The organism is Marivita sp. (assembly GCF_017643905.1).
Lineage (GTDB): Bacteria > Pseudomonadota > Alphaproteobacteria > Rhodobacterales > Rhodobacteraceae > Marivita.
This window is the reverse complement of sequence record NZ_JAEPMO010000044.1, coordinates 1-22,075: the sequence shown is the minus strand read 5'-3', so window position 1 is coordinate 22,075 and position 22,075 is coordinate 1. Positions and strand designations below refer to the sequence as shown.

General features: G+C 59.6%; 27 protein-coding genes and 1 other RNA gene. 7 read left to right on the top strand and 21 right to left on the bottom strand.

The genetic code is table 11. The annotated features are described in order from the left end of the window. Positions 1-6 precede the first annotated feature (6 nt). The 7 genes from tolR to ruvC all read right to left on the bottom strand — a co-directional run bounded on the left by tolR (position 7) and on the right by ruvC (position 4,667). Positions 7-477, bottom strand: coding sequence for a protein TolR (gene tolR, locus JJ869_RS08980; protein WP_292266293.1), 471 nt, complete (start codon positions 475-477; stop codon positions 7-9). Positions 478-480: 3 nt separating this feature from the next. Further along, positions 481-1,176 (bottom strand): protein TolQ, encoded by a 696-nt coding sequence (tolQ, locus tag JJ869_RS08975; RefSeq protein ID WP_292266290.1) that lies wholly within the window; start codon positions 1,174-1,176, stop codon positions 481-483. A gap of 117 nt (positions 1,177-1,293) precedes the next feature. Continuing rightward, positions 1,294-1,683, bottom strand: a complete 390-nt coding sequence (gene ybgC, locus JJ869_RS08970) for a tol-pal system-associated acyl-CoA thioesterase (RefSeq protein ID WP_292266287.1) — start codon at positions 1,681-1,683, stop codon at positions 1,294-1,296. Next, a complete protein-coding gene (locus JJ869_RS08965) occupies positions 1,683-2,321 on the bottom strand; it encodes a hypothetical protein (RefSeq protein ID WP_292266313.1) in 639 nt (212 codons plus the stop codon). Before JJ869_RS08965 ends, ybgC begins: the two co-directional genes overlap by 1 nt. An 86-nt stretch (positions 2,322-2,407) precedes the next feature. Then, positions 2,408-3,430, bottom strand: coding sequence for a Holliday junction branch migration DNA helicase RuvB (gene ruvB / locus JJ869_RS08960; protein WP_292266285.1), 1,023 nt, complete (start codon positions 3,428-3,430; stop codon positions 2,408-2,410). A gap of 83 nt (positions 3,431-3,513) precedes the next feature. Next, entirely contained in the window at positions 3,514-4,182 is a 669-nt protein-coding gene (gene ruvA / locus JJ869_RS08955; protein WP_292266281.1) for a Holliday junction branch migration protein RuvA, read from the bottom strand. Further along, positions 4,179-4,667: a crossover junction endodeoxyribonuclease RuvC gene (gene ruvC / locus JJ869_RS08950; protein ID WP_292266278.1), complete on the bottom strand. Its 489-nt coding sequence runs from the start codon at positions 4,665-4,667 to the stop codon at positions 4,179-4,181. Before ruvC ends, ruvA begins: the two co-directional genes overlap by 4 nt. Positions 4,668-4,982: 315 nt before the next feature. Here ruvC and JJ869_RS08945 point away from each other — a divergent pair, with 315 nt between their 5' ends. Beyond that, positions 4,983-5,174: a DUF1127 domain-containing protein gene (locus tag JJ869_RS08945; protein WP_292266276.1), complete on the top strand. Its 192-nt coding sequence runs from the start codon at positions 4,983-4,985 to the stop codon at positions 5,172-5,174. A gap of 94 nt (positions 5,175-5,268) precedes the next feature. Here JJ869_RS08945 and JJ869_RS08940 read toward each other — a convergent pair whose 3' ends face one another. The 3 genes from JJ869_RS08940 to JJ869_RS08930 form a co-directional block, all read right to left on the bottom strand. After that, entirely contained in the window at positions 5,269-5,616 is a 348-nt protein-coding gene (locus tag JJ869_RS08940; RefSeq protein WP_292266274.1) for a hypothetical protein, read from the bottom strand. 133 nt (positions 5,617-5,749) lie between these two features. Next, the gene (locus JJ869_RS08935) at positions 5,750-6,625 is read right to left on the bottom strand and encodes a 50S ribosomal protein L11 methyltransferase (RefSeq protein WP_292266272.1); all 876 of its coding nucleotides are present in this window, start codon (positions 6,623-6,625) and stop codon (positions 5,750-5,752) included. Positions 6,626-6,691: 66 nt separating this feature from the next. Then, on the bottom strand, positions 6,692-7,924 hold the full coding sequence (locus tag JJ869_RS08930; RefSeq protein ID WP_292266271.1) for an MFS transporter: 1,233 nt from the start codon (positions 7,922-7,924) through the stop codon (positions 6,692-6,694). 227 nt (positions 7,925-8,151) lie between these two features. Here JJ869_RS08930 and JJ869_RS08925 point away from each other — a divergent pair, with 227 nt between their 5' ends. After that, positions 8,152-9,213 carry a YeeE/YedE family protein gene (locus JJ869_RS08925; protein ID WP_292266269.1) on the top strand — a complete coding sequence of 354 codons (1,062 nt, stop codon included), beginning with the start codon at positions 8,152-8,154 and terminating at the stop codon, positions 9,211-9,213. Between the two features lie 204 nt (positions 9,214-9,417). Continuing rightward, the gene (locus tag JJ869_RS08920) at positions 9,418-9,747 is read left to right on the top strand and encodes a 5-aminolevulinate synthase (protein ID WP_292266268.1); all 330 of its coding nucleotides are present in this window, start codon (positions 9,418-9,420) and stop codon (positions 9,745-9,747) included. A 31-nt stretch (positions 9,748-9,778) separates the two neighbouring features. Here JJ869_RS08920 and JJ869_RS08915 read toward each other — a convergent pair whose 3' ends face one another. Together JJ869_RS08915 and JJ869_RS08910 are read right to left on the bottom strand one after the other, a co-directional pair. After that, positions 9,779-10,540, bottom strand: coding sequence for an ABC transporter permease (locus JJ869_RS08915; RefSeq protein WP_292266266.1), 762 nt, complete (start codon positions 10,538-10,540; stop codon positions 9,779-9,781). Next, the gene (locus JJ869_RS08910) at positions 10,537-11,469 is read right to left on the bottom strand and encodes an ABC transporter ATP-binding protein (RefSeq protein ID WP_292266263.1); all 933 of its coding nucleotides are present in this window, start codon (positions 11,467-11,469) and stop codon (positions 10,537-10,539) included. The genes JJ869_RS08915 and JJ869_RS08910 overlap by 4 nt, the downstream gene beginning before the upstream one ends. Before the next feature lie 148 nt (positions 11,470-11,617). Here JJ869_RS08910 and JJ869_RS08905 point away from each other — a divergent pair, with 148 nt between their 5' ends. Next, complete coding sequence (locus tag JJ869_RS08905) at positions 11,618-12,586, top strand: DMT family transporter (RefSeq protein WP_292266262.1); 969 nt, start codon at positions 11,618-11,620, stop codon at positions 12,584-12,586. 48 nt (positions 12,587-12,634) lie between these two features. Here the strand turns inward: JJ869_RS08905 and hemE are convergent, their stop codons facing one another. Continuing rightward, positions 12,635-13,669: a uroporphyrinogen decarboxylase gene (gene hemE, locus JJ869_RS08900; RefSeq protein WP_292266260.1), complete on the bottom strand. Its 1,035-nt coding sequence runs from the start codon at positions 13,667-13,669 to the stop codon at positions 12,635-12,637. 101 nt (positions 13,670-13,770) lie between these two features. On the opposite strand from hemE, the gene hemC reads away from it, so the two are divergent. Next, entirely contained in the window at positions 13,771-14,733 is a 963-nt protein-coding gene (gene hemC, locus JJ869_RS08895) for a hydroxymethylbilane synthase (protein WP_292266258.1), read from the top strand. A gap of 12 nt (positions 14,734-14,745) precedes the next feature. On the opposite strand, the gene JJ869_RS08890 is transcribed toward hemC, so the two are convergent. Genes JJ869_RS08890 through nudC form a run of 3 tightly spaced genes read right to left on the bottom strand, consistent with a single transcriptional unit; the run spans position 14,746 to position 17,025 of the window. Beyond that, positions 14,746-15,552, bottom strand: a complete 807-nt coding sequence (locus tag JJ869_RS08890) for a DUF4198 domain-containing protein (protein ID WP_292266256.1) — start codon at positions 15,550-15,552, stop codon at positions 14,746-14,748. After that, positions 15,549-16,016, bottom strand: coding sequence for an SRPBCC family protein (locus JJ869_RS08885; RefSeq protein ID WP_292266254.1), 468 nt, complete (start codon positions 16,014-16,016; stop codon positions 15,549-15,551). Before JJ869_RS08885 ends, JJ869_RS08890 begins: the two co-directional genes overlap by 4 nt. Positions 16,017-16,056: 40 nt before the next feature. Next, positions 16,057-17,025 (bottom strand): NAD(+) diphosphatase, encoded by a 969-nt coding sequence (gene nudC / locus JJ869_RS08880; RefSeq protein ID WP_292266251.1) that lies wholly within the window; start codon positions 17,023-17,025, stop codon positions 16,057-16,059. Positions 17,026-17,149: 124 nt separating this feature from the next. On the opposite strand from nudC, the gene ffs reads away from it, so the two are divergent. Continuing rightward, positions 17,150-17,248, top strand: an RNA gene (ffs, locus tag JJ869_RS08875) — signal recognition particle sRNA small type. A gap of 8 nt (positions 17,249-17,256) precedes the next feature. Here ffs and JJ869_RS08870 read toward each other — a convergent pair. From JJ869_RS08870 to JJ869_RS08860, 3 genes are all read right to left on the bottom strand, one after another. Next, entirely contained in the window at positions 17,257-17,766 is a 510-nt protein-coding gene (locus JJ869_RS08870) for a protein-tyrosine phosphatase family protein (protein ID WP_292266248.1), read from the bottom strand. A gap of 1 nt (position 17,767) precedes the next feature. Continuing rightward, the gene (locus tag JJ869_RS08865; RefSeq protein WP_292266246.1) at positions 17,768-18,601 is read right to left on the bottom strand and encodes a neutral zinc metallopeptidase; all 834 of its coding nucleotides are present in this window, start codon (positions 18,599-18,601) and stop codon (positions 17,768-17,770) included. Positions 18,602-18,665: 64 nt separating this feature from the next. Further along, positions 18,666-19,457: an inositol monophosphatase family protein gene (locus JJ869_RS08860; RefSeq protein WP_292266311.1), complete on the bottom strand. Its 792-nt coding sequence runs from the start codon at positions 19,455-19,457 to the stop codon at positions 18,666-18,668. A 179-nt stretch (positions 19,458-19,636) separates the two neighbouring features. Here JJ869_RS08860 and JJ869_RS08855 point away from each other — a divergent pair, with 179 nt between their 5' ends. Then, complete coding sequence (locus JJ869_RS08855) at positions 19,637-20,083, top strand: YHS domain-containing (seleno)protein (protein ID WP_292266244.1); 447 nt, start codon at positions 19,637-19,639, stop codon at positions 20,081-20,083. A gap of 98 nt (positions 20,084-20,181) precedes the next feature. On the opposite strand, the gene JJ869_RS08850 is transcribed toward JJ869_RS08855, so the two are convergent. Both JJ869_RS08850 and thyX read right to left on the bottom strand, forming a co-directional pair. Further along, positions 20,182-20,772 carry a hypothetical protein gene (locus JJ869_RS08850; protein ID WP_292266242.1) on the bottom strand — a complete coding sequence of 197 codons (591 nt, stop codon included), beginning with the start codon at positions 20,770-20,772 and terminating at the stop codon, positions 20,182-20,184. Positions 20,773-20,831: 59 nt separating this feature from the next. Continuing rightward, positions 20,832-21,740: an FAD-dependent thymidylate synthase gene (gene thyX, locus JJ869_RS08845; protein ID WP_292266239.1), complete on the bottom strand. Its 909-nt coding sequence runs from the start codon at positions 21,738-21,740 to the stop codon at positions 20,832-20,834. Between the last annotated feature and the right edge of the window lie 335 nt (positions 21,741-22,075).

Here is a 22,075-nt window from a genome sequence, read left to right as displayed (position 1 = left end):
CGCGCCTCAGCCATCCGACCCGTCAAGCGCCGGACCCCCGATATCGGTCACCAGCCCAATCGAACTGAAACCACCAGCGTTCAGCGCGCCCATGATCTGGGCAACCACTTCATATGTGACGGTGCCATCGGCCCGCAAGAAGACGCGGTCATCCGCCCGTTCGGCAGCAATCGCCCGCAGTCGCGGGACTAGGTCTTCACGCGGCACTTCCGTATTCTGGATCGACACGATCCCGTCGGCAGAGATGGTCACCGTCAACGGCTCTTCGGTTTCGGACGGCAGGGCCGAGGCCGCGGTCTTGGGCAACTCGACCGGAACACCGACGGTCAACAACGGGGCCGCCACCATGAAGATGATCAAGAGCACCATCATCACGTCGACAAAGGGCGTGACGTTTATTTCCGACATCGGCATAGCGCGGCTCTTGCGCCGCCTGCGCCCGCCGCCTCCGCCCGATTTGACGACGCCACCCCCCATCGCTCAGCTGTCCAACTGGCGGCTGAGAATGGTCGAAAACTCATCGGCAAAAGATTCGTAGCCTGCGAGGATACGGTCACTGTCGGCCGACAACTTGTTGTAGAACACCACGGCCGGGATCGCCGCCAAAAGACCCAGACCGGTGGCCAACAGCGCCTCGGCGATACCGGGTGCCACGACAACCAGCGATGTGTTCTGCTGCTGCGCGATCTCGACAAAGGCATGCATGATCCCCCAGACAGTGCCGAACAGACCGACGAACGGCGCGACCGAGCCAACCGTCGCCAGAACCGCGAGGTTCTTCTGCAAATCCTCAGCCTCTTTCTGGATGGCCACATCCATCGACCGGTCGATGCGCGCATGAGCGCCTGCGATCAAACCGCCATCATCCCGGTGTGACCGTCGCCATTCAGTCATGCCCGCCGCAAAGACCTTTTTCGCACGGCCCTCCGGTTCCGGACCGATCTGGTCGAACAATTCATCCAGCGGCTCGCCCGACCAGAAGGCCCGATCGAACTCCGCCGCCTCGGCCCGTGCCTTGCGATACGCGATGATCTTTTCGAAGATGATCGCCCACGCCCAGAACGATGCCAGCATCAGCATGATCATGACGATCTTCACTGTAAGGGTGGCGCGCGCGAAAAGGCCCCACATGGAGAAATCAATCTCCTGCGCCAGCGCAAGTGTTTCTGCTTCCATCTGCCTGCTCTTTAGCCGGTTGGCCCTGATTGGTTGGGCTCTGATTAGCAGTATCATTACCGCAATTGCAGGGGAAACGCCAACACATTGGCGTCAGAACATGCGGTTTCCGCCAGGCTAGTGAATACGACGGCGGATATTCGCCGGAAGCCGCGCCGGCGTACCTCCTTCGCCCACGCAAACCACTGTCACTTCGGCCTGAAACAGCAAATCATCACCACGTATAACCTCTTGCGACATGATCAGCCGCACGCCGGTCACCGCCTTGACGACGGTACGCACCAAAAGTTCATCGTCGAATTTCGCAGGCTTGAGGTAATCGGCCTCGACGCGCCGAACCACGAAGACCACACCGTCTTTTTCCCGCATGGCGTTCTGATCGACGCCAAGCGATCGCACCCAGTCCGACCGCGCCCGCTCGATGTATCGCAGGTAATTGGCATAATAGACAATGCCACCCATGTCTGTGTCCTCGTAATACACACGAACCGGCAATGTGTGGACCATCAGCTCATACCTCCCTGCGCCACCTGCGTCCGCGCGGCGAGCCGCAGCGCATGGCTGGCATCATTGGCCATCGCGGGCATCACGGGATCGTAGGCCGCCCGGATCAGCGCACCGATCTCGGGCCGCAAGACCACGCGCCCATCTTCCAACTGTCCCAGCGGCGACCTGTCAGTAAACGCCAGGTCCGACCACAGCACCATTGATTGCACCGCCTGGCTCAGTGCGAGGGTTTCGGCAGGCTGAGCGGACATGACGTCATCCATGCGCAAAAACACGAAACAAGCCTTGATCGCCCCCGCCTCGTCGAACCGGAACACCCTGTACTGGTTCGCCTCCGCATGTGAGAGTTTGGACACCAAAGGGGCCAATCCGTCGATCAGGCGATCCAGATCAGGCACATCCAGCAATTCGACCCAATCGCGGAAGAAAAAGAACATCACGTTGGTGCCAAGTTCGGGATCGGTTTCCGCCATGTGATGCCCAGCCATCGCGCAGACCGCCTCCAACGCCCCTTTGACAACGGCCAAGGTCGTATCTTCGACCCCGAAAACAATGGGCGCAATTGGCCGCCCCCAGCGAGCAAACAGGTAGCTTCCGTCCGAGCGCGTGAAACAGCGCTCCACCTCGGCTGCATCCATCATGAGGCACCGCCCCCCTGCTTCTTCTCTTGTCAAATACGCAAGTCCGACCTCTGGCATAGGGTGCCAGAATGGGCAAGTCACGCCTACTCGAACAGGTCGCTTTGTCCCGGGGTCTGGGGTGCCGCCATACCCAGATGTGTCCACGCTTTCTGCGCCAACATGCGCCCGCGCGGAGTGCGTTGGATCAAGCCCTGCTGGAGAAGATACGGTTCGATCACCTCTTCCAGCGCATCGCGGCTTTCCGACAGCGCCGCCGACAGCGTCTCGATGCCAACCGGACCACCGGCATAATTCTCGGCGATCAGCCGCAGATACCGTCGGTCCGCACCATCAAGGCCAAGGCCATCCACCCCAAGACGGGTCAACGCACCGTCGGCAAGCTCCTTGGTCACGATGCCATTGCCCTCGACGACAGCAAAGTCGACCACGCGGCGCAACAACCGACCGGCAATCCGTGGCGTGCCCCGCGACCGGCGGGCAATCTCGCGCGTACCCTCTGGGGCCGCTTCAACCCCAAGCTTCACCGCGTTGCGGGCAACAATCAAGTTCAGTTCGTCCTCAGTATAGAAATTCAGCCGCGTCGGGATCCCGAAACGATCGCGCAAAGGCGTGGTCAACAAACCCAGACGCGTCGTTGCACCGACCAGCGTGAACGGCTGCAATTCGATCCGAACGGTCCGCGCCGCAGGCCCCTCACCAATCACCAGATCCAGTTCGTAATCCTCAAGCGCTGGATACAGCACCTCTTCCACCGCCGGGTTCAGGCGGTGGATTTCGTCGATGAACAGTACATCCCGCGCTTCCAGATTGGTCAGGATCGCCGCCAGATCGCCTGCCTTGGCCAGAACCGGCCCCGAGGTCATGCGAAAGCCGACGCCAAGCTCGCGCGCCATGATCTGGGCCAGCGTGGTTTTTCCAAGGCCGGGAGGTCCGTGGAACAGCGTATGATCCATCGCCTCGCCACGTTGCCGGGCTGACTGGATGAACACGCGAAGATTGGCGCGCGCTTCGGCCTGTCCAACGAAGTCGTCCAGCATCTGCGGACGCAAGGCGCGGTCGCGGTCCTCGGGCAAGGGTTCAGGGCGCATGATCGGATCAGTGGACATGGCCGCTCCTCAATGCCGTTTGGGCTTTGGTCGCGGTCTGAAGGCGAAGAGGCCTAAAAAGGCCGATGAGCATGCCCATAGCCCTATCCCTTCGGTGCCAAGAGCTTCAGCGCCGCGCGGATCAGCGCAGGTGTTTCGGCATCAGGCGCATCGCCCGCCGCCTGCGCCACGGCGCTCGCCGCTTCTCCGGGGGCGTATCCGAGATTGCCGAGCGCCGACAAAGCCTCGGCCTGCGCTGATGCAGACGGGATGGGGACAGGCGCAGATCGCGCAGACGACATCGGCTCGATCACGGCATCATCATCCGACGCCTTGGCCGCGACAGACGCGGCACCCCCCATCGCCATGACGGAATGCGCCTTATCCTTCAACTCGTTGACCACGCGCTGTGCGGTTTTCGGACCGATCCCTTTGGCCGCCTTGACGGAATTCCAGTCACCCAGCGCAATCGCGCGGCTCACCCCGTCCGGACCCAAGGCACCAAGGATTGCAAGCGACGCCTTCGCGCCAACCCCCTGCACCGACATCAGCAAGCGGTGCCATTCCTTTTCCACCAGCGTCGGAAAGCCGAACAGCTGGAGGATATCCTCGCGCACCAGCAAATCCGTATATAGCGCTGCCGCTTCCCCCGGCCGTCCGATCTGCGACAGCACACGGTCCGAGCAATAGACAATATATCCGACGCCGCGCACGTCGATCAGCACGTGATCGTCCGCTTTATATTCGATACGCCCAGCAATCCGCCCGATCATGCCCGCATCCTCATTCCCGGCCCCGTCATGTGATGCGCGTGGCAAATTGCGATCGCCAAGGCGTCCGCCGCGTCGGCGCCGTGAATTTCGGCACCGGGCAATTGCATCTTCACCATGTGTTCGACCTGCCGTTTGTCTGCATGGCCAACGCCAACAACGGTCTTCTTGACCGAGTTTGGCGAGTACTCCCCAATCTCCAACCCGAACTGCGCAGGCACCAGCAAGGCCACACCTCGCGCCTGCCCGAGCTTCAGCGTGCCCACGGCATCCTTGTTCACAAAGGTCTTTTCGATGGCGACAGTTTCGGGCTGATACCGGTGAAAAACGTCCGTCAGCGCCGTGTGCAGGGTCAAAAGGCGCATCGCCAATTCCCCCGTTCCCGACAGGCAAACACCGTTCGCGACATGGCGCAAACGGCTTCCTTCGGCCTCGATCACGCCCCAACCAAGGAAACGCAGGCCCGGATCAATCCCCAAAACACGCATTCTGCTCGCGCCTTTGTTGCTTTTGTATCACGGCTAGCACGAAACGCGAACAAACGCCAAGCACTCAAAACAGGAATGACCACCGAAGGCCGATGTCGAAAATGATCTCCGAGAGGTCGACTCTGGATGCGGAGGCCCAAAAACGACGCAAAACTTGTCGCATTTATCACCTTTCGCAGGCGCAGAAAAACTATGCCAAGAGCCATGCACAAATCGCATAAAAACTATGCGAAAAGGGCAATTGAAGACGCCATTTTCCGCAACTAGATGCGGCTCACAAAGAAACTCTCCCCAATTCACCCAAGGAACATGGCCATGGCCGCTTTTGACACATCCCGCCCCACCTATGCCGCAAGCTCAAAAGGCTTCGGCGGTTTTGCAGCTTCCCTGATCGCAGCGTTCACCGCGTGGAACGATTCCCGTCAGACCCGCACCGCGCTCAGCCAGCTCAGCGATCACGAACTGGAAGACATCGGTCTGACACGCGGCGACATCAACTCGTTCTGAGTTGTTCCGCAAAATCGAAGAACGACAAAAGCCGTGTCAGTCTCCCTGACACGGCTTTTCTTTTGTGAGCAAGAGCGAGTAAGGCGGAGAGAGATCAGCCGATAATGTAGCTCAGCAGGCGGGACAGCGGCGCGGTGATCGGATCGATCTGCATGAATACGGCGCCCATCTGTTCGACAAAGCCCCCTTCGCGCAAAAGATCAACCTGTTGGCGATACCCTTCTTCGCCCAAGACAGTCACGATGGCGGCTTTGAGCACAAAAAGAATGCCGAACGGCAAAAGCAAAGCCGAGAACGAAAACGCCTCGCGGACATGGCGGATCGGCTTATGTACGATCACACCGGTTTTTTCGATTTTTGTGACGTAGCCACGCGACAATTGGCGATGACGCTTGAGCACCCGGCGGTACCGTTCGTCAAACATGTCCTGCTGTTTGGTCATGTGAAGCAGCCTTTGTTCCGGCCCCCACCGGATGTGACCGAGATAGGGGCGGAATGTGGCAAGAATGGGGCAAACGTGGCAAATCCGTTCGAATTGCGGCGAAAATCCGCAAAAACTGGAAATTGCGGCGCGTTTAAGACCCGGCTTTTTTAAGCGTCAGCGTCGTCCAGTCACCAATCTCTTCGCGGTGCCAGGTATTGATGCCATTCCGTGCATAAACCTCTGCCACTTCATCGCCTTGATCGTTCAGGATGCCCGAAAGGATCGCGAATCCCCCCGGTGCAAGGTGGCTGGCCATGTCCGGGGCAAGGTCGATCAACGGCTGTTTGAGGATGTTCGCAAAGACCAGATCGAACGGCGCGGCTTCGTGCAGTTGCGGATGTTCGAAGCCCAGCGCCTCAAGGCAGATCACCCGACCGGCGAGGTCGTTCGCCGCCACGTTCGCTTCGGCCACTTCTACCGCCACCTGATCCATGTCGCTGGCGAGCACGGTCTCGGGCCAAACCCGGGCCGCCGCCATCGCAAGCACCGCTGTTCCACAGCCGATATCGGCCACGTTGTGACAGACCACGCCCGCTTCGATCAGGCGGTCGAGCGCCCTAAGACAGCCTTGCGTTGTCCCGTGATGCCCTGTGCCAAACGCCATCGCCGCCTCGATCAACAGAGGCTCCACGCCTTCGGGCACGGTGTCGGCGTTATGACTACCGTAAACATAAAACCGCCCGGCATGCACCGGAACCAGTTCCCGCCGCACCTTGGCAACCCAATCGGTTTCCGGAAGTTCGGAAACGACAAACGGATTTGCGCCATGCGCTGCGGCCAAGAGCGCGAGCTGCACCTCGTCAGGGGCTTCGAGGAAATAGCCGCCGACTTCCCACATTCCGCTGCCATCTTCGATTTCGAACACACCGACGCCATAGGGCTCGTTGCTCAACTCTTCCAAGGCAGCGCCCAAGGCTTCCGCCGAGTCTTTGTTGGACAGGGTGGTATAGGCGGTGAAGGTGGTCATGAGGTCGGTCTTTCTCGATCAGGGGCAGCGCTGCCCCTCTGCCACGAAGCCCAAGTCGCCGCAAGCTTACTCCGCCGGGGCGGCGACATAGGCCGAGAACACGGTCTCGTTTCCAGGTTCAGGATGGCGCGGGATCATCAGCGCCAGCATCAACGACACACACGCCATGCCCGCCGCCAATGCAAACACCGCACCGGGTGAGATCAGCCAGAGATAGCCAAGCACCGCCGGCAAGAACACAGCCGCGATGTGGTTTATGGTGAACGCGACCGCCGCGGTCGGGGCGATATCCCCGGGATCGGCGATCTTCTGGAAATAGGTCTTCAAGGCCAGCGCAAGCGCAAAGAAAATATTGTTCACAATGTAAAGCACGGTGGCCAGCATCACGCCCCAGCCAAACCAGTAAATCCCGCCGTAGAGAACGAAAACGATCACCAACCCGACATATTCCACAACCATCGCGTTGCGCTCGCCAAAGCGGTGAACGACCTGTCCCAGCATCGGGGCAAGCACCATGTTCCCCACAAGCGTGACCAGCATCAGCTTGGTGATCTGATCCACGTCGAGACCGAACCGTTCAACCATCATGAACGCGGCGAAGACGACAAAGATTTGCCGGCGGGCCCCCGACATGAACTGCAGCGCGTAATAAAGCCAGTACCGTTTGCGCAGGACGAACTTTTTGACCTGCGGGTTGGGCGCTTCGAAATGCGGCATCATCACTACGCAATAGGCCACGATGATCAGCGTCAACGCGCCGGACACGATATAGACGAAATTGTAGCTCAGGTCGTAGGCGCGCCATGTCACAACGATCGCGGCATAAGCGACAAGTGTCGCTGCGGAGGCTGCTGAAACCAGCAACCCCAGCATCTGCGGCGCGCGGTCCTTGGGCAGCCATTGAAGCTGCAGCGATTGGTTCACCGTTTCATAATAGTGAAATCCGATCGAACTGATCAGCGTCACGAACAGCAATCCCCCCATTGAGGGGAAAAAAGCCGTGATAGCCGTGGCCACCCCCAACATGGCAAGCGAGATCATGGCAAGCGTCTGTTCCCGGATGAACATGATCACCGCGATCACGCCCACGGCCAGAAAGCCCGGTATTTCGCGGACCGTGTGCAACCAGCCGATATCCGACCCGTCGAACTGCGCCACTTCGATCACAAAGTTATTGAGCAGCGCCGACCATGTCGCAAAGGACAGGGGCATGGCGATGGCCATCAGGAACAGCAGCGTGATGGGCCGTCGATGGATCGGCAGGTCACTCGCATCCGCAAGGGGAACAATGCGCTTCATGGCCTTCCTTTACGCCCGCCTTCCCGACTTGGCGAGGGTCAAGAAAGCCCAGAACACACTATGTGCAGATTTTCACATCCCCTACGCGATCCTCCAAAACGACATCCCAGAACTACCGTTAAGGCAAAAATACTGAGGGATTGTTAACACCGCCCATCAATCTGATCCAAATCAAAGCCGACACATTCATCCTTGCGCATACATGGCCAACCCAGACGGAGACCGCCATGGACCTTGTGACCCTTGTGGACCAAATCGGCGAAGCACCCACCGCCGCCTTATTCGGCCTGATCACCGGCATCACCTTTGGTGTCGCCGCCCAACGCTCGCGCTTTTGCCTGCGCGCGGCCACGGTCGAATTCGCCCGTGGCATGATGCAGGACAAGGTTGCCGTCTGGCTGCTGACCTTCTCGACAGCCGTGGTCTGGGTGCAGGCGGCGCAGATGTTCGGCCTGATCGACACCACCGAGGCCCGCATGATGGCTGTTCCCGGAAGCTGGTCTGGCGCCATCATCGGTGGCCTGATGTTCGGCGCAGGGATGGTGCTCGCTCGTGGATGCTCTGGACGGCTGCTTGTGCTTGCCGCCACGGGCAACCTTCGGTCCGTGGTCTCGGGCCTGATCTTTGCTGTCGTAGCGCAGATGAGCCTCACCGGCTGGCTTGCCCCGATCCGTGATCAATTGGCCGCCATGTGGATCACCTCGGGTGGGCGAAACATGGACCTTCTGGCAACGCTGCACCTGCCCGAAGGATCCGGCCTTGTCTTCAGCCTTGCCACAGCGCTTCTCGCCCTTGAACTTTCGCGCCGCAATCAGATCGGCTGGCAACGTCTGGTCTTTGCATCAGGCGTTGGCTTTGCCGTCGCCATGGGCTGGGCCCTTACCTACGCGCTCAGCCTCGTGGCGTTCGAACCTGTGCAGATCGAAAGCGCCACCTTCACCGGGCCGTCAGCCAATACGCTGATGTTCTTCCTTGACCGCTCGTCAATCCTCGAATTCGACGTCGGTCTGGTGCCGGGCGTGGTGATCGGATCATTCCTCGCCGCGTTCGTGACAGGAGAGCTCAAATTCCAGGGCTTCGAAGGCCCAACCCCCATGCGAAACGCCATGATCGGCGCAGCGCTCATGGGGTTCGGCGGAATGCTCGCGGGCGGCTGCGCCATCGGCGCGGGTGTGACCGGCGGGTCGATCTTTTCCGGGACAGCGTGGCTTGCTCTTTTCTGCATGTGGATCGGTGGGATGAGCATGGACCTCGTTATGGGCGGACGGGGCCAACCTGCTGCAATCTGAAGCGCGAAATTCCGGAATTTCGCACCATCCCTGCCGTTTCCAAGAAACGGACCAAACTCTTGCACACCAATCACCCTATAGGTTTGAAAACCGACCTGAAATTTGCGCCGAGGTATGGTTTTCCAGTCTTTGCAAAACCACAAACCGTGGTACTCTTCGACATCAAATTTTTCAGACTACCCATTTTTTGAAACGGACATTCCAATGCTTGTTGTCGAATTTTTTTCGAACAAGGCCGTTTTGGCCATCGCAGCCGGAGTCGGCTACGCCATTGCAACACTCTTGATGAAAATCGCCTCGGAAGACCTGACGACGGCCGTGATCGGTGCCATCGCCTTGGTTTTGGCGGCCGTTGTCATCTCCGAAATCCTGCTCTTGCGGCAAGTCGATCTGGGTCTTGCCTATATCGCCATCATGGCGACGGAAACGCTTCTGGTTCTGCTGGCAACCTATTTCGTTGGCCAGCCCCTGTCAGGCCGCGAACTCGCGGGCGGGGCGCTTGTCTTGGCGGGCGTGGCAATCGTCAGCTATTGATGATTTTCGGCAAAGCCGAGGCCGACCTGTGCTATTGCCGAATGCGCCAGCCCGTCTTGAAGATCCACCAGATGATCGCAAGACACAGAACCGTAAACCCGGCGATGGCCAACAGGCTCAGCCCGATGGGCACATCTGCAAACCCGAAAAACGACCAGCGGAAGCCAGAGACAAGGTACACGACCGGGTTGAAGAACGAGATCGTCTGCCACACGGGCGGCAGCATCGAGATCGAATAGAACGACCCGCCAAGGAACACCAAAGGCGTGACCACCAGCAGTGGGATCAGTTGAAGTTGCTCGAAATTCCCGGCCCAGATGCCGATGATGAACCCGAACAGCGCAAAGCTCAGACAGGTCAGCACAAGAAAGGCCAGCATCGCCAGCGGATGCTGGATGCTCAGGTCCACAAACAGCGCCGAGGTGCCAAGGATCACGATCCCGATGAAAAGCGCCTTCGTCGCCGCCGCCCCGACATAGCCCAGCACGATTTCCAGAAAGTTGATCGGGGCCGACAGAAGCTCATAGATCGTGCCGATGAATTTCGGGAAATAGATCCCGAAGGACGCGTTGGAAATCGCCTGCGTCATCACCGACAACATGATCAGTCCCGGCACGATGAACGCGCCATAAGACACCCCCTCGACCTGGTCGATGCGGCTGCCGATGGCGGCGCCGAAGACCACAAAGTAAAGCGAGGTCGAAATCACTGGCGACACGAAGCTTTGCAGCAACGTGCGGAAAAAGCGCGACATCTCGAAGACATAGATCGCGCGGATGGCTTGCCAGTTCATGCCGCGTCCTCCTGTTTCGAGACCAGCCCGACGAAAATATCCTCAAGCGAGTTCTGCCGCGTCTGCAAATCGCGCAGCACCAGTCCGGCCTCGCTCACTTCGCGGATCAGCGTGGCAATACCGGTGCGCTCTTGCGCGGTGTCATAGGTATAAACCAGCACCTGACCACCCTCTTCGATCCGCAAACCGCGATCCGCCAGTGCAGCGGGCAACGCATCTACCGGCTCGTGCAGTTCGATGCGCAGCTCCTTCTGCCCCAGCCGCGTCATCAGCGCGGTCTTTTCTTCGACCAGCAGGATTTCACCCTTGTTGATCACCGCAATCCGGTCGGCGATGGCCTCGGCCTCTTCGATGTAATGGGTGGTCAGGATGATCGTGACGCCTGCCTTCTTCAGCCCGGCCACGATCTCCCACATGTCCCGGCGCAATTCGACATCGACCCCGGCGGTCGGCTCGTCCAGAAACAGCACCCGTGGCTCGTGCGCCAACGCCTTGGCGATCAGCACACGCCGCTTCATCCCGCCTGACAGCTCCATGATCCGGTTGTCTTTCTTGTCCCACAACGACAGCTGCCGAAGGATGCGTTCCAGCAAAGCGTCATCCTTGGGTTTGCCGAACAAGCCCCGCGAAAACCGCACCGTATTGATCACCCGCTCGAACGGTTCGAGGTTGATTTCCTGCGGCACCAAGCCAACCAAAGACCGTGCGCCGCGATAATCGGTCACAACATCATGCCCGCCCACGGTGATTGTGCCGGATGTCGGCTGCGTGATCCCGCAGATCGTGGAAATCAGCGTGGTCTTCCCCGCACCATTGGGGCCGAGCAGCGCCAGGATTTCGCCTTCGTGAATATCCAGCGACGCGCCTTTGAGCGCTTCCAATCCGCTGGCATAGGCTTTACGAACATCTGTAATCCGCACCATGGGCATCGCGTGGCCCTCCTTTGCATTCGGACAGGCGGCATACCTAATACGACGCATCGCAGACGCAATGGCGAAAGTCGTGCGCCAGAACGCATGCGATGTGCACGTCGTTTTTGGACCTGACCTTGCGGATCGATGGGCCTATGCCTGACCCATGAACGCCCAGTCTGACGCAAACATAGCCCGTGGTATCACTCTGATCTGCATTGGCGTCTTTGCCATTTCAATCAATGATATGCTGATCAAGGCATTGTCGGGCGGCTATCCGTTGCACCAGATCGTGTTCAGCCGCACCGCCATTGGGATCCTGTTCTCTTTCGTGATGCTCCACCGCGAAGGCGGTTTATCCCTGCTGCGTACCAATCGTCCCGGCCTGCATGTTCTGCGTGGACTGACGCTGGTGGCCGCCAACATGACCTTCTTCGCCTCGCTCGCGGTTCTGCCCTTGGGCCTGACCACAGCGCTTTTTTTTGTAGGACCGCTGTTCAGCTTTCTATTCCTCAAGGAAAAGGTCGGTCCCTTAAGGCTTGGCGCAATTGTCTTTGGCTTCATGGGGGTGATCGTGATGCAAGAGCCTTGGGGAGAGGCATCAATTTATGGCCCACCATGGCTTTTCGCCCTGCCGGTGATCGCAGCGGCTTTGCATGCGTCGATGGCCGTGTTGACCCGTGCGCTTGGTGTCAAGAGCACCGCCGCGGCGCTCACCATCTACAACCAGTTGATGTTTTTGCTGGTCTCCAGCCTATTCTACCTGATCGTCGGCGACGGAAAAGTCGATCCCGGCCCGAACTCGCCCAGCCTCCATTTCCTGTTCAAGGCGTGGGTCTGGCCCAGCGCTCAGGACTGGCCGCTGTTCCTTCTGACCGGGGTCTGTAACGGTATCATCGCTTATTGCATCACGGCCGCCTACCGCATGGCCCCTTCGGCCAGCATTGCGCCATTCGAATATATCGGGCTGCCGCTCGCGATCTTCTGGGGTTGGTTGATCTTTGCCGAATGGCCGACGCCCGCGATCTGGACGGGCTGCGCCATGATCCTTGGCGCAGGTCTGTTCGTGTTCCTGCGCGAACGCCAGAAGGGCAAGGTCATCGGACCCACGCGTCCCGGCAGCCACGTACCCTGACACCTCCGGTCCCGGAGGTGCAAAACACGTTGACGGGTTTTGGCGGGGTCAGGCCCCGCGCACCGTGTCGATCATCAATTGAACGTTCTCGGGGTCTGCGTCGGGAGTGATCCCGTGACCAAGGTTGAAGATATGCGGTCCGTTCTTGAGCGCATCCACGACTTTGCGGGTCTCGTCCACGAGTTGCTGACCACCTGTCACCATGTGATGCGAAGCCAGGTTGCCCTGCACACAGCCGCCGGGCTGCACATGCTCGGCCACCCATTCGGGCGTCACACTGTCATCGACCGCCACACAATCGGCCCCGGTTGCCGCATGGAACCCAATATAGCCATCCCCTGCCTGACGCGGGAAAGCGATCACGGGAATGCCGGGATGACGGCGCTTGATCTCTTCTGTGATGACCTTGGCGGGGTACTTGGCATACCGCTCAAAATCGTCGCCCTTGAGCGATCCCGCCCAACTGTCAAAGATCTTGACCACTTCGGCCCCGGCATCGATCTGTGCCGACAGGTAGTCGATAGTGCTTTCCGTCAACCGTTCCAGAATCGCCTCGAACAGCGCGCGGTTCTCTTCCTTCAGCGCATGTGTCGGCCCCTGATCCGGCGTGCCCTTGCCGGCGATCATGTAGGTCGCCACGGTCCACGGCGCCCCGGCAAACCCGATCAGCGTCGTTTCCTCGGGCAGCTCGCGACGCAGGATGCGCACGGTCTCGTAAACCGGATTCAGCGTGTCATGGATCATCTCGCCGCGGCCCAGCTTGTCGAACTCTGCCTGCGTGGTGATCGTCGAAAGGCGAGGCCCTTCGCCCGTCACAAACCAAAGGTCCGCGCCCAGCGCCTGCGGCAGCAGAAGGATGTCGGCAAACAGGATCGCTGCATCGAACCCGTAGCGGCGGATCGGCTGCAATGTGACCTCGGCCGCAAGTTCCGAATTGTAGCACAGCGACAAGAAATCCCCGGCCTGCGCGCGCGTCGCGCGGTACTCGGGAAGGTATCGTCCAGCCTGACGCATCATCCAGATCGGCGGGGTCGGAAGAGTTTCGCCCGCAAGGGCACGGAGGATGGTTTTTGTCTGGCTCATCAGGTCTTTCCTTGTCTATGCCCCTCGGATCAACCGTAGAAAAGCATATGTCAAGACAAGCATGGTTGTCAGGACAAGTTTACACGCATAAAGATCGATTCATGACGATTGACCTGCCCAAACCCGACCAGCCCCTGAACATCGGCACCCGCGGATCTCCGCTTGCATTGGCTCAGGCTTATGAAACCCGCGAACGCCTGTCCAAGGCGTTCGACCTGCCGTTTGAGGCGTTCAACATCGTGGTCATCAAGACCACGGGCGACGACCGCACGCTGATCGATGCGGACCGCCCGCTGAAAGAGATCGGCAACAAGGGTCTGTTCACCAAGGAAATCGAAGAAGCGATGCTCGGTGGCCGTATCGACATCGCGGTACATTCGATGAAGGACATGCCCGTCGCCCAGCCCGCGGGATTGATGCTTGATTGCTACCTGCCCCGTGAAGATGTGCGCGACGCGTTTATCTCGCACAACGTGACGCAGATCGCGGATCTGCCGTCTGGCGCAATCGTGGGCACTTCATCTCTGCGCCGCCGCGCACAGTTGATGAACCGCCGTCCCGACCTCAACGTGGTGGAATTCCGTGGCAACCTGCAAACACGCCTGAAAAAGCTCGAAGACGGTGTGGCTTCCTGCACCTTCCTTGCGATGGCGGGCCTGAACCGGCTCAAGATGGATGAGGTTCCCAAGACCGCCATTGAAACCGCCGACATGCTTCCCGCCGTGGCGCAGGGTGCTATCGGGATCGAACGGCGGGTCGATGACACACGCGCCGCCGAAATGCTGGCCGCGATCCATGACACCCCGACAGGTCAGCGCCTGGCCGCAGAACGCGCCTTCCTCGCGGCACTTGACGGATCTTGCGAAACGCCGATTGCCGGTCTGGCCGAACTCGACGGGGGCACGCTCCGTTTGCGCGGCGAAGTGCTCCGCCCCGACGGTTCGGACGCCCATACCGACGAGATCAGCGGTACAATCGCCGATGGCGTTGCGATGGGCCAAGCCTTGGCGCGGACCCTGCTGGATCGTGCAGGCCCCGGCTTCTTCGACTGGCACGGCAAATAAAGCGCGTGCCGGTCACTCCGGCACGGCAAAGGTCAGCGACGCCCAAAGACTTTCCCAAACGGGGTCTTTCTCGGCCTGCGGCTCCATCGGTCGCAGGACGACGGCATCAGCGAGGTAAGAATAGCCCGGCTGCACGGGCAAGGTGACCCGGCCGTCGGCATCTGTGCGATGCAAACTCACCTCGACCTCACCCGAAGGAGGCCGTGCAAACAATTCTACCTGCGCATCGGCACGCGGCGCGCCATTGTAGAGCACACGGATCGGGAAACCGCCCGAGATGTCGTCTGTGTAGGGGTTCGCTTCGGCGACGATTTCAGTGACCAGCCCGACCTCGGCATCGGACCCCGCACCATCACCCACAGCAATCAGGCTTTTCGCATAACGGCTGTATAGCTCGATAAACCCGGTTTCGGGCAATCCGCGCGCCGCGTGCTCGTCCAGCACACCTTCGAAATCCTTGTGCTCGACAAAATTCACGAATTTCTGCCAGACGCTGTAGGTCAGCGTGTAGTCCTTCGTCTGATGGATGATCACGCACAACCCGTCCCGAGGGGCTGCTACATTCAACGCAGGACGGTCCCCGGCGCGGCCCGGGACCGGATCGACCATGCCGCCGCATTGTGTGTCGAAACGCACAAAGTTGCGGTCCAAATAGGACTGTTCGGCTCCGGCAAAATTCTCGCCAACCCGCAAAGTGGCAACCAAGGTCCCCCCAGACGGCACCGCGTATTCCACCGGATCAATCCAGAATTCATGCGCTGTCGCAGTGACAGGCAAGAGGGTCAGCGCGATGGCACCAACGGTTTTGAAAAAGCTCATGCGGTTTTGACCACCCTGTTTTCGATCTCGCGCGCATATTGAGTGATGCGCGCCTTGAACCGCTTGTTGATGCTGGACCGCGCCAATTTGAACGATTGCACCAGCAGTCGCGCGGATAGAGTTTTGGGGCTCATCTTGAACACGAGGTTGACCCGAGTCCGTTTCGGTGAAAGCGGCACCAATTCGATCAGGCTCGTCGTCTCCAATCCTCCCGACACACCGCCGAACTGCACCATATTCGGTGAATCATAAGCCTGAAGCGTGATCTTGGCTGTCCGTTGCTTCCCGCGAAACTTGAACTGTGCTTCCCATCCGTCGCCGATAGACGGGGCCGCCCCCCGAAACTGGCGTCGCACCTCGATTCCACGCCGCATGGCCTGACGCTCCATCGCGTCAAATGCAGTCAGCTCTGCAAACACATGCTCGATCGGAGCAGCTAAATCCTCGGTACCCGTCACTTGCATCGGCGTGCCCCTGTTCGCCTCACGTTTCCTTAGAGTTGCGTCATTCCAGCGTATCGGCAAGCCAGTTCCGCAATAAAAAATGCGCGATCGCCCCTTTACGTCCGGGCAAGATTCCCTGCCTGATGCCTGCAAGTGCATCCATGACCTCTTCGCGGCTGACCCACAGCGCATCCTCGATTTCATGCGGATCAATCGTGATCTCTTCGCTCGTCGCTATACCGTGGCACCCGAACATCAGCGAGGCGGGGAACGGCCAAGGCTGACTGGACAAGTATCTCACCTCCCCAACGCGCACGCCAGCTTCCTCCCAAACTTCGCGACGCACCGCCGCCTCGATGGTCTCGCCCGGCTCCACAAAACCCGCCAAACAGGAATACATCCCTTCCGGCCAACCATGCGAGCGGCCCAGAAGCACCTTGTTGCCGTGCGTGATCAGCATGATCACAACCGGGTCAGTGCGGGGAAAATGGCTCGCCCCGCAGGCCTGACACACCCGCTGCCAGCCGGCTTGCGTGACGTCGCTCGACGCGCCGCATTTCGCGCAGAACCCGTGCGACTCATGCCAGCTCATGATCGCCTTGGCGGTTGCCGCCAGTTCTGCATCTCGAGCGCTGAGGGCCGTCATGATGCTGCGCAGTTCCGCAAATCCCTGCTCCTGCGGCAAAGTCGGATGCGACTGGACGCTCCGGTCGATGAACGCGCCCACATCGCTCAGATCCGTGTCCGGGACCCAATCCGAGACATCATGCGCAAACCGTGCCTCTCCGTCTTCACGCCCAAGAAGAATCGGTGCGCTGCGGGCCTCTTTCAAAATCGGATGATTCAGCGGCAGACGCATCAACGCGCAGCCGCCAAGTGATTGATCGACCAACGGCTTGCCTTTCCACAGGACGATTGTCCGCGACCCTGCGTCCTGCAGAAGAGTTGCAAGCGCCGGGATATCCCCCCGCAATTCTGCCGCACGATCCAAGCCCGAGCCGCCAAAAGTCACCTGTTCCGCGCTGCGCATCGCACACCTCAACTCCTGCCATGGACTGCGATTGCCACGCGACGGCGAAAAGAACAATGCACGAGGCCGCATTCGCAAAGGCCATTGGCTTGCAATTCGCGCAGACCTCCCTTATCTCAAGCCTCGAGAGGTTGGCGCGGGCGAGCACCTCGCCAACCCGGTCAGGTCCGGAAGGAAGCAGCCGTAACGAGCCCCGCTTGGGTCGTTGTCCAGCCTCTCACCTTATCCCAATCAGTCTTCGTGGCGCAGGAACAGCGCCGGTTCCCGTTTTGCCGACAGTGCCCACGCCATCTGCGCGTCCGTCTCGACGGCGCAGGACCGGACCGCGCGCAGTCGGGCCAAGGCATCATCTGCCGCCTCGCCCAATTCGATCATCAACCGAAGGGCCACCATACCTGACCGGCCACATCCGCCACGGCAATGCACAAGGATTCGCCCGCCCCCCATCAAGGCGCGCCGGGCATTTGCGCTTACCACGGGCCAGGCCTCTTCGAATGCATCGTCCGGCACGCCGAAATCGGTGATCGGCAGATGTTCCCAGCGGCATCCGGCCTCGACCAAATCATGCCACAGCCCAGCCGCTCCTGCGGCGACCATCTCAACTTCGTTGACCAGAGAGATGACAATGGCGGGTTTCCATTCGATCAGATGCTGCACGTCGCCCGCATAATCGCCCTCGGCCCCGGGTATGGGCGAAATGGCAAGGATTCCCTGCCCGACGGACAGTGCAGAGACGATCATGTCACAGCCTTTGCGCCCGGAACGTGTCGCAACTGCGGATATCGCCGCTCTGGAACCCGATGGCGAACCAGCGCGACCGCTGTTCGGACGTGCCGTGCGTGAAGGTATGCGGCTGCGGCACCCGGCCCGCGCGTTCCTGCAGATGGTCATCGCCGATCATCCGCGCCGCGTTCAGCGCCTCTTCGATATCCCCCGGTTCCAGCAATCCGTCCACCGACCGCGCCCAGACCCCCGACAGGCAATCCGCCTGGAGTTCCAGTCGCACCGTCAGCGCATTGGCATCCGTTTCACCAACGACCTGCCGCCGCTCATTGACCTGACCAAGGATGCCCAGTTCGTTCTGAACGTGATGTGCAACCTCATGCGCAATCACATAGGCCGCCGCGAAATCACCGCGGGCGCCCAACTGCCGCGACAGCGTCGCAAAGAATTCCGTGTCGAGATACGCCTTCTGGTCGGCCGGGCAGTAGAACGGGCCCGTCGCACCGCTTGCATTGCCACAGGGCGAGGCCGTCACACCGGAATAGAGCACAAGAACCGGTGGCTCATAGGGCCGCCCGACCTGCGACGGAAAGATCTCGCCCCACACCGTCTCTGTCGTCGCCAGCACGCGCGAGGTGAATTCCGCTGCCCGTTCTTCTTCGGCGCTCAGCTCTCTGGGGGCAGAGGCAGGTTGCGTTGCCTGTTGCAGCAAGGGCGTGACATCGATCCCGGCGAAATAGCCGATGGCCAGCACCACCAGAAGACCCACACCACCGATACCGGCACGGCCGCCACCGCCGCTCCGGCGGCGGTCTTCGATGTTGCGGCTGCCACGAACTCCCTTAAGGCGCATAGGATCCCCCAGTCAACTTTTTGGGGGTATGATACACAAGCCGTCGGGACGGGATAGCCCTTCGTCAGTCGGTTGTGCGGATCACCTTGGCCAGAGCCGCGAAAATCTGGTTGTTGGCGCACAGAACGGACCCGTCTTCCAACGGCACCTGTCCTGGACGGACACCTTCGACCAAAGCACCGGCTTCAGAAGCAATCAAAAGTCCTGCCGCCAGATCCGTCACCGCGCCTTCGCGTTGCCAGAACCCGTCAAAGCGCCCGGCCGCCACATAGGCCAGATCCAGAGCCGACGATCCCGAGGCGCGCATCCCCGAACATTCCGGCATCACGCGAGCCAGATCCTTGAGCGTTGCGGGCAATGTCCGCTTCACGCTGAACGGCACCGCATGACCCAGAACCGCCTCGACCAGCTTGGTCCGGCTCGACACGCGGACGCGTTTGTTGTCGTTGAGCCAGGCACCCTGCCCTTTTTCGGCGTAGAACATTTCGTCCTTGGCCGGGTCGAACACCACTGCAGACACGATCTGGCCCTTATGCTCGAGCGCTATGGACACCGCGAAATGCGGCTGCCCGTGCAGGAAATTCGCAGCCCCTTCCAGCGGGTTCACGATCCAGCGGCGCGTCGGGTCTTCACCATCGGCTTCACCGGTCGGATCAATATACCCATAGGTGCCACGCGCACCGGTCAGATCATCGCGCAGAATGGCCCCTGCGGCCGAGGCCGACCGTGACACGAATTCCACGGCATTCGACGCCGAGGTCTGCAGATTCTCGACCTCGCGGAAATCCTTGTTGAGCGACCGGCCCGCCTTGCGGGCGGCTTTAATCATGATGTTGAGATTGGCGCTGCCCTGCATCATGGGCCTCCGGCTGTTCGGGATCAGACCGGGCGTATAAGCGGGACACGCCCCAATGCCAAGGGCCTGCTGGGCGATGACGATATTTCACGACACTGCGAGATGTGTATCAACCTCCTTCTTTCCGTGGCTTTCGCTGCCATCTTTGGCGCAGAGTTGTTGAAAAAGGATGAACGCCCATGCACCGCCGCACATTTTCCGCCCTCGCCCTTGCCACACCTGCACTCTGGCTCGCCCGTCCGGCGCTGGCCCGCGAACCCGAGATCTACCAGGAAGGCGGCATCGCCATCGACGGCTCTGACCCGGTGGGCTATTTCACCACGAACGGCCCGGTGCCCGGCGGCAACGTGACTGTGGACTATAAAGGCGCAACCTGGCGCTTTGCCGACCCCGCCTCCGCCGACGCCTTCTCCGCCAACCCCACCGCCTACGAACCCGCCTTCGGAGGCTACTGCGCCTTCGCCGCGTCCCGCGGCTACCTCGCGCCGACAACCCCCGAGGCCTGGACGATCTACGAGGACCGCCTCTACCTCAACGCCAACCTCCGCGCCCGCGAACTGTGGCTTGAGGACGTGCCGGGAAACATCGCCAAGGGCGAGGCCAACTGGCCGGGGATTTTGGGGTGACATTTTGTTGAGGCGGAGGCCGGGCTCAGGTTCGGTTCCTCCCCTTTCAATCCCGTAGTCGCATTTAAAATTTCATTGTTTGAATTCAAAACAAGAACTCAAAGAGATTTATTTTTATCCAATTGCTGGGAAGCAAGAAAAACCAAAAACATATTTCCCGTCGAGGTGATCTTGAACAGTTCGGTTTCCTCAGAAATAAGCCTCCAATCGAATAGATATTTAAGATACTGGTCCAAAGACCATGCACTTAGTGGCGGTTGCGCATCTCTAAACTGTAAGAAATCCGCCTCGAGCTTATCCCTTGTCACCGGACTCGCGTTGAGCAACTCAAGAACTCTAATTTGACTGCCAAATATTCCGAGATAGACGCGATAAAAGTCTTTCTCAAGGACACGATACGTGAGACTAAAATAAAGACGGCTAAGCTTCTCCTGATCTGAAAAACCTTCGAAAGCGCTTATAACACTTGCATATATTTCTCTTGCCACCGGGTCACTCTCGATATCCGGTGGCAAAACTAATTCCGGCTCAATTATTTCGTCAAATCCACTCGCATTTTGTGTTGGAGCGTGAATTTCGACACCGCTTGGTCCGAATTTTCTAATGTTCAGAAGCAACGGCCGGATTTGGTCTTTGAAAACCAATACAGAAATGGTAGCGACGACAGGCCAAACGATAATTCGCAGCACCTCTGTTCCCAGCTGTAAATACGGAATCCATGTTTCGGGCGAGTATGGTGGGTCAAATATCAACTTAGAATAACCCCCTCAAACTCCCGCCATTCCCCCTTGGACATGCCGGAGTTCTCCTGCGTCACGGTCTCGCCCTTGAGCATCCTCCGCACGCAGTCCATCGCGGTTGACGACAGCGTCGCGCCGCCCATGCGGTAGTCCTCGAAGGCGCGGTAGGCGAAGGGGACCCAGTCGGCGACGACTTTGCAAATCTCTTCTGCGTAAACCCTTATTTCATACTGCGCGTGCGAATCTGCTCTGAGTCGGAGGAAATGGAGCAGGTTGTGCAGATCGACCTTCCAGTACCATTGCGTGTAGATGTTCGCGGGCAGGTTCATCCGGGCCAGCTCGCGGGCCAGTCCCTGCTGGCCCTCTTGGCTGATCATCTCTTCGTAATGATCATAGCAGCGCATCGCGTCATCGCGCAGGTAGCGCAGCACGCGGTCCGCTTCCTCGCCTTCCAAAGCCGCGCCGCGCCCCTGGTTGTTGATCACCGACTGCGCGTTCAGATGCTCGGGCGCGGGGATGTAGAACTCCCGGTCCAGAATCGAATAACGGGCCGAGTATTCGTTCACGTTCGCGGTGCGGTGCCGGATCCACTGACGCGCCACGAAGACCGGCAGTTTGACATGCAGCTTGATCTCGCACATCTCGAACGGTGTCGAATGCCAGTGCCGCATCAGATACCGGATCAGCCCTTCATCATTCTGCACGGATTTCGTGCCCTTGCCGTACGATACGCGCGCCGCCTGACAGATCGCGGCGTCGTCGCCCATGTAATCCACCACACGGATGAATCCGTGATCCAGAACAGGATAGGCGGTGTAAAGGTGCCCCTCCATACCCTCGCTGACCGCGCGCAGCGTCTGCTGCGGCGCGCTGCGCTGTTCGGAGATTTCGGCCTCTTGTTCCGGCGACAGGGGCATTGCGAATCCTTTCCCACTAGGATGAGTCGTCCCCGACTATATCTCGCGGGTATGCCCGTAGGAACCACCAAGGATGGTATCTTGCACCGAGGCCGCAGTATGGGTCTTTTTCACAGGATGGGCTGTGCTTTGCGTTGACTTTCACACACGCCTGCCGGATTTTCCCGTTGAGTGGTCGCGAAAAAGGCCAAAGCAACCCAAGTTCGACAAAATCCGCCGAAATTCGCCTGAATTGAGGGTGGCTGGCTGAGTTATTTCAATGATTTAGCGGTTGTGTTCGGGCAAATTTCTGTAGTCACACACATTGCCTATATTGGTGTTGTTTAGTTGAATCT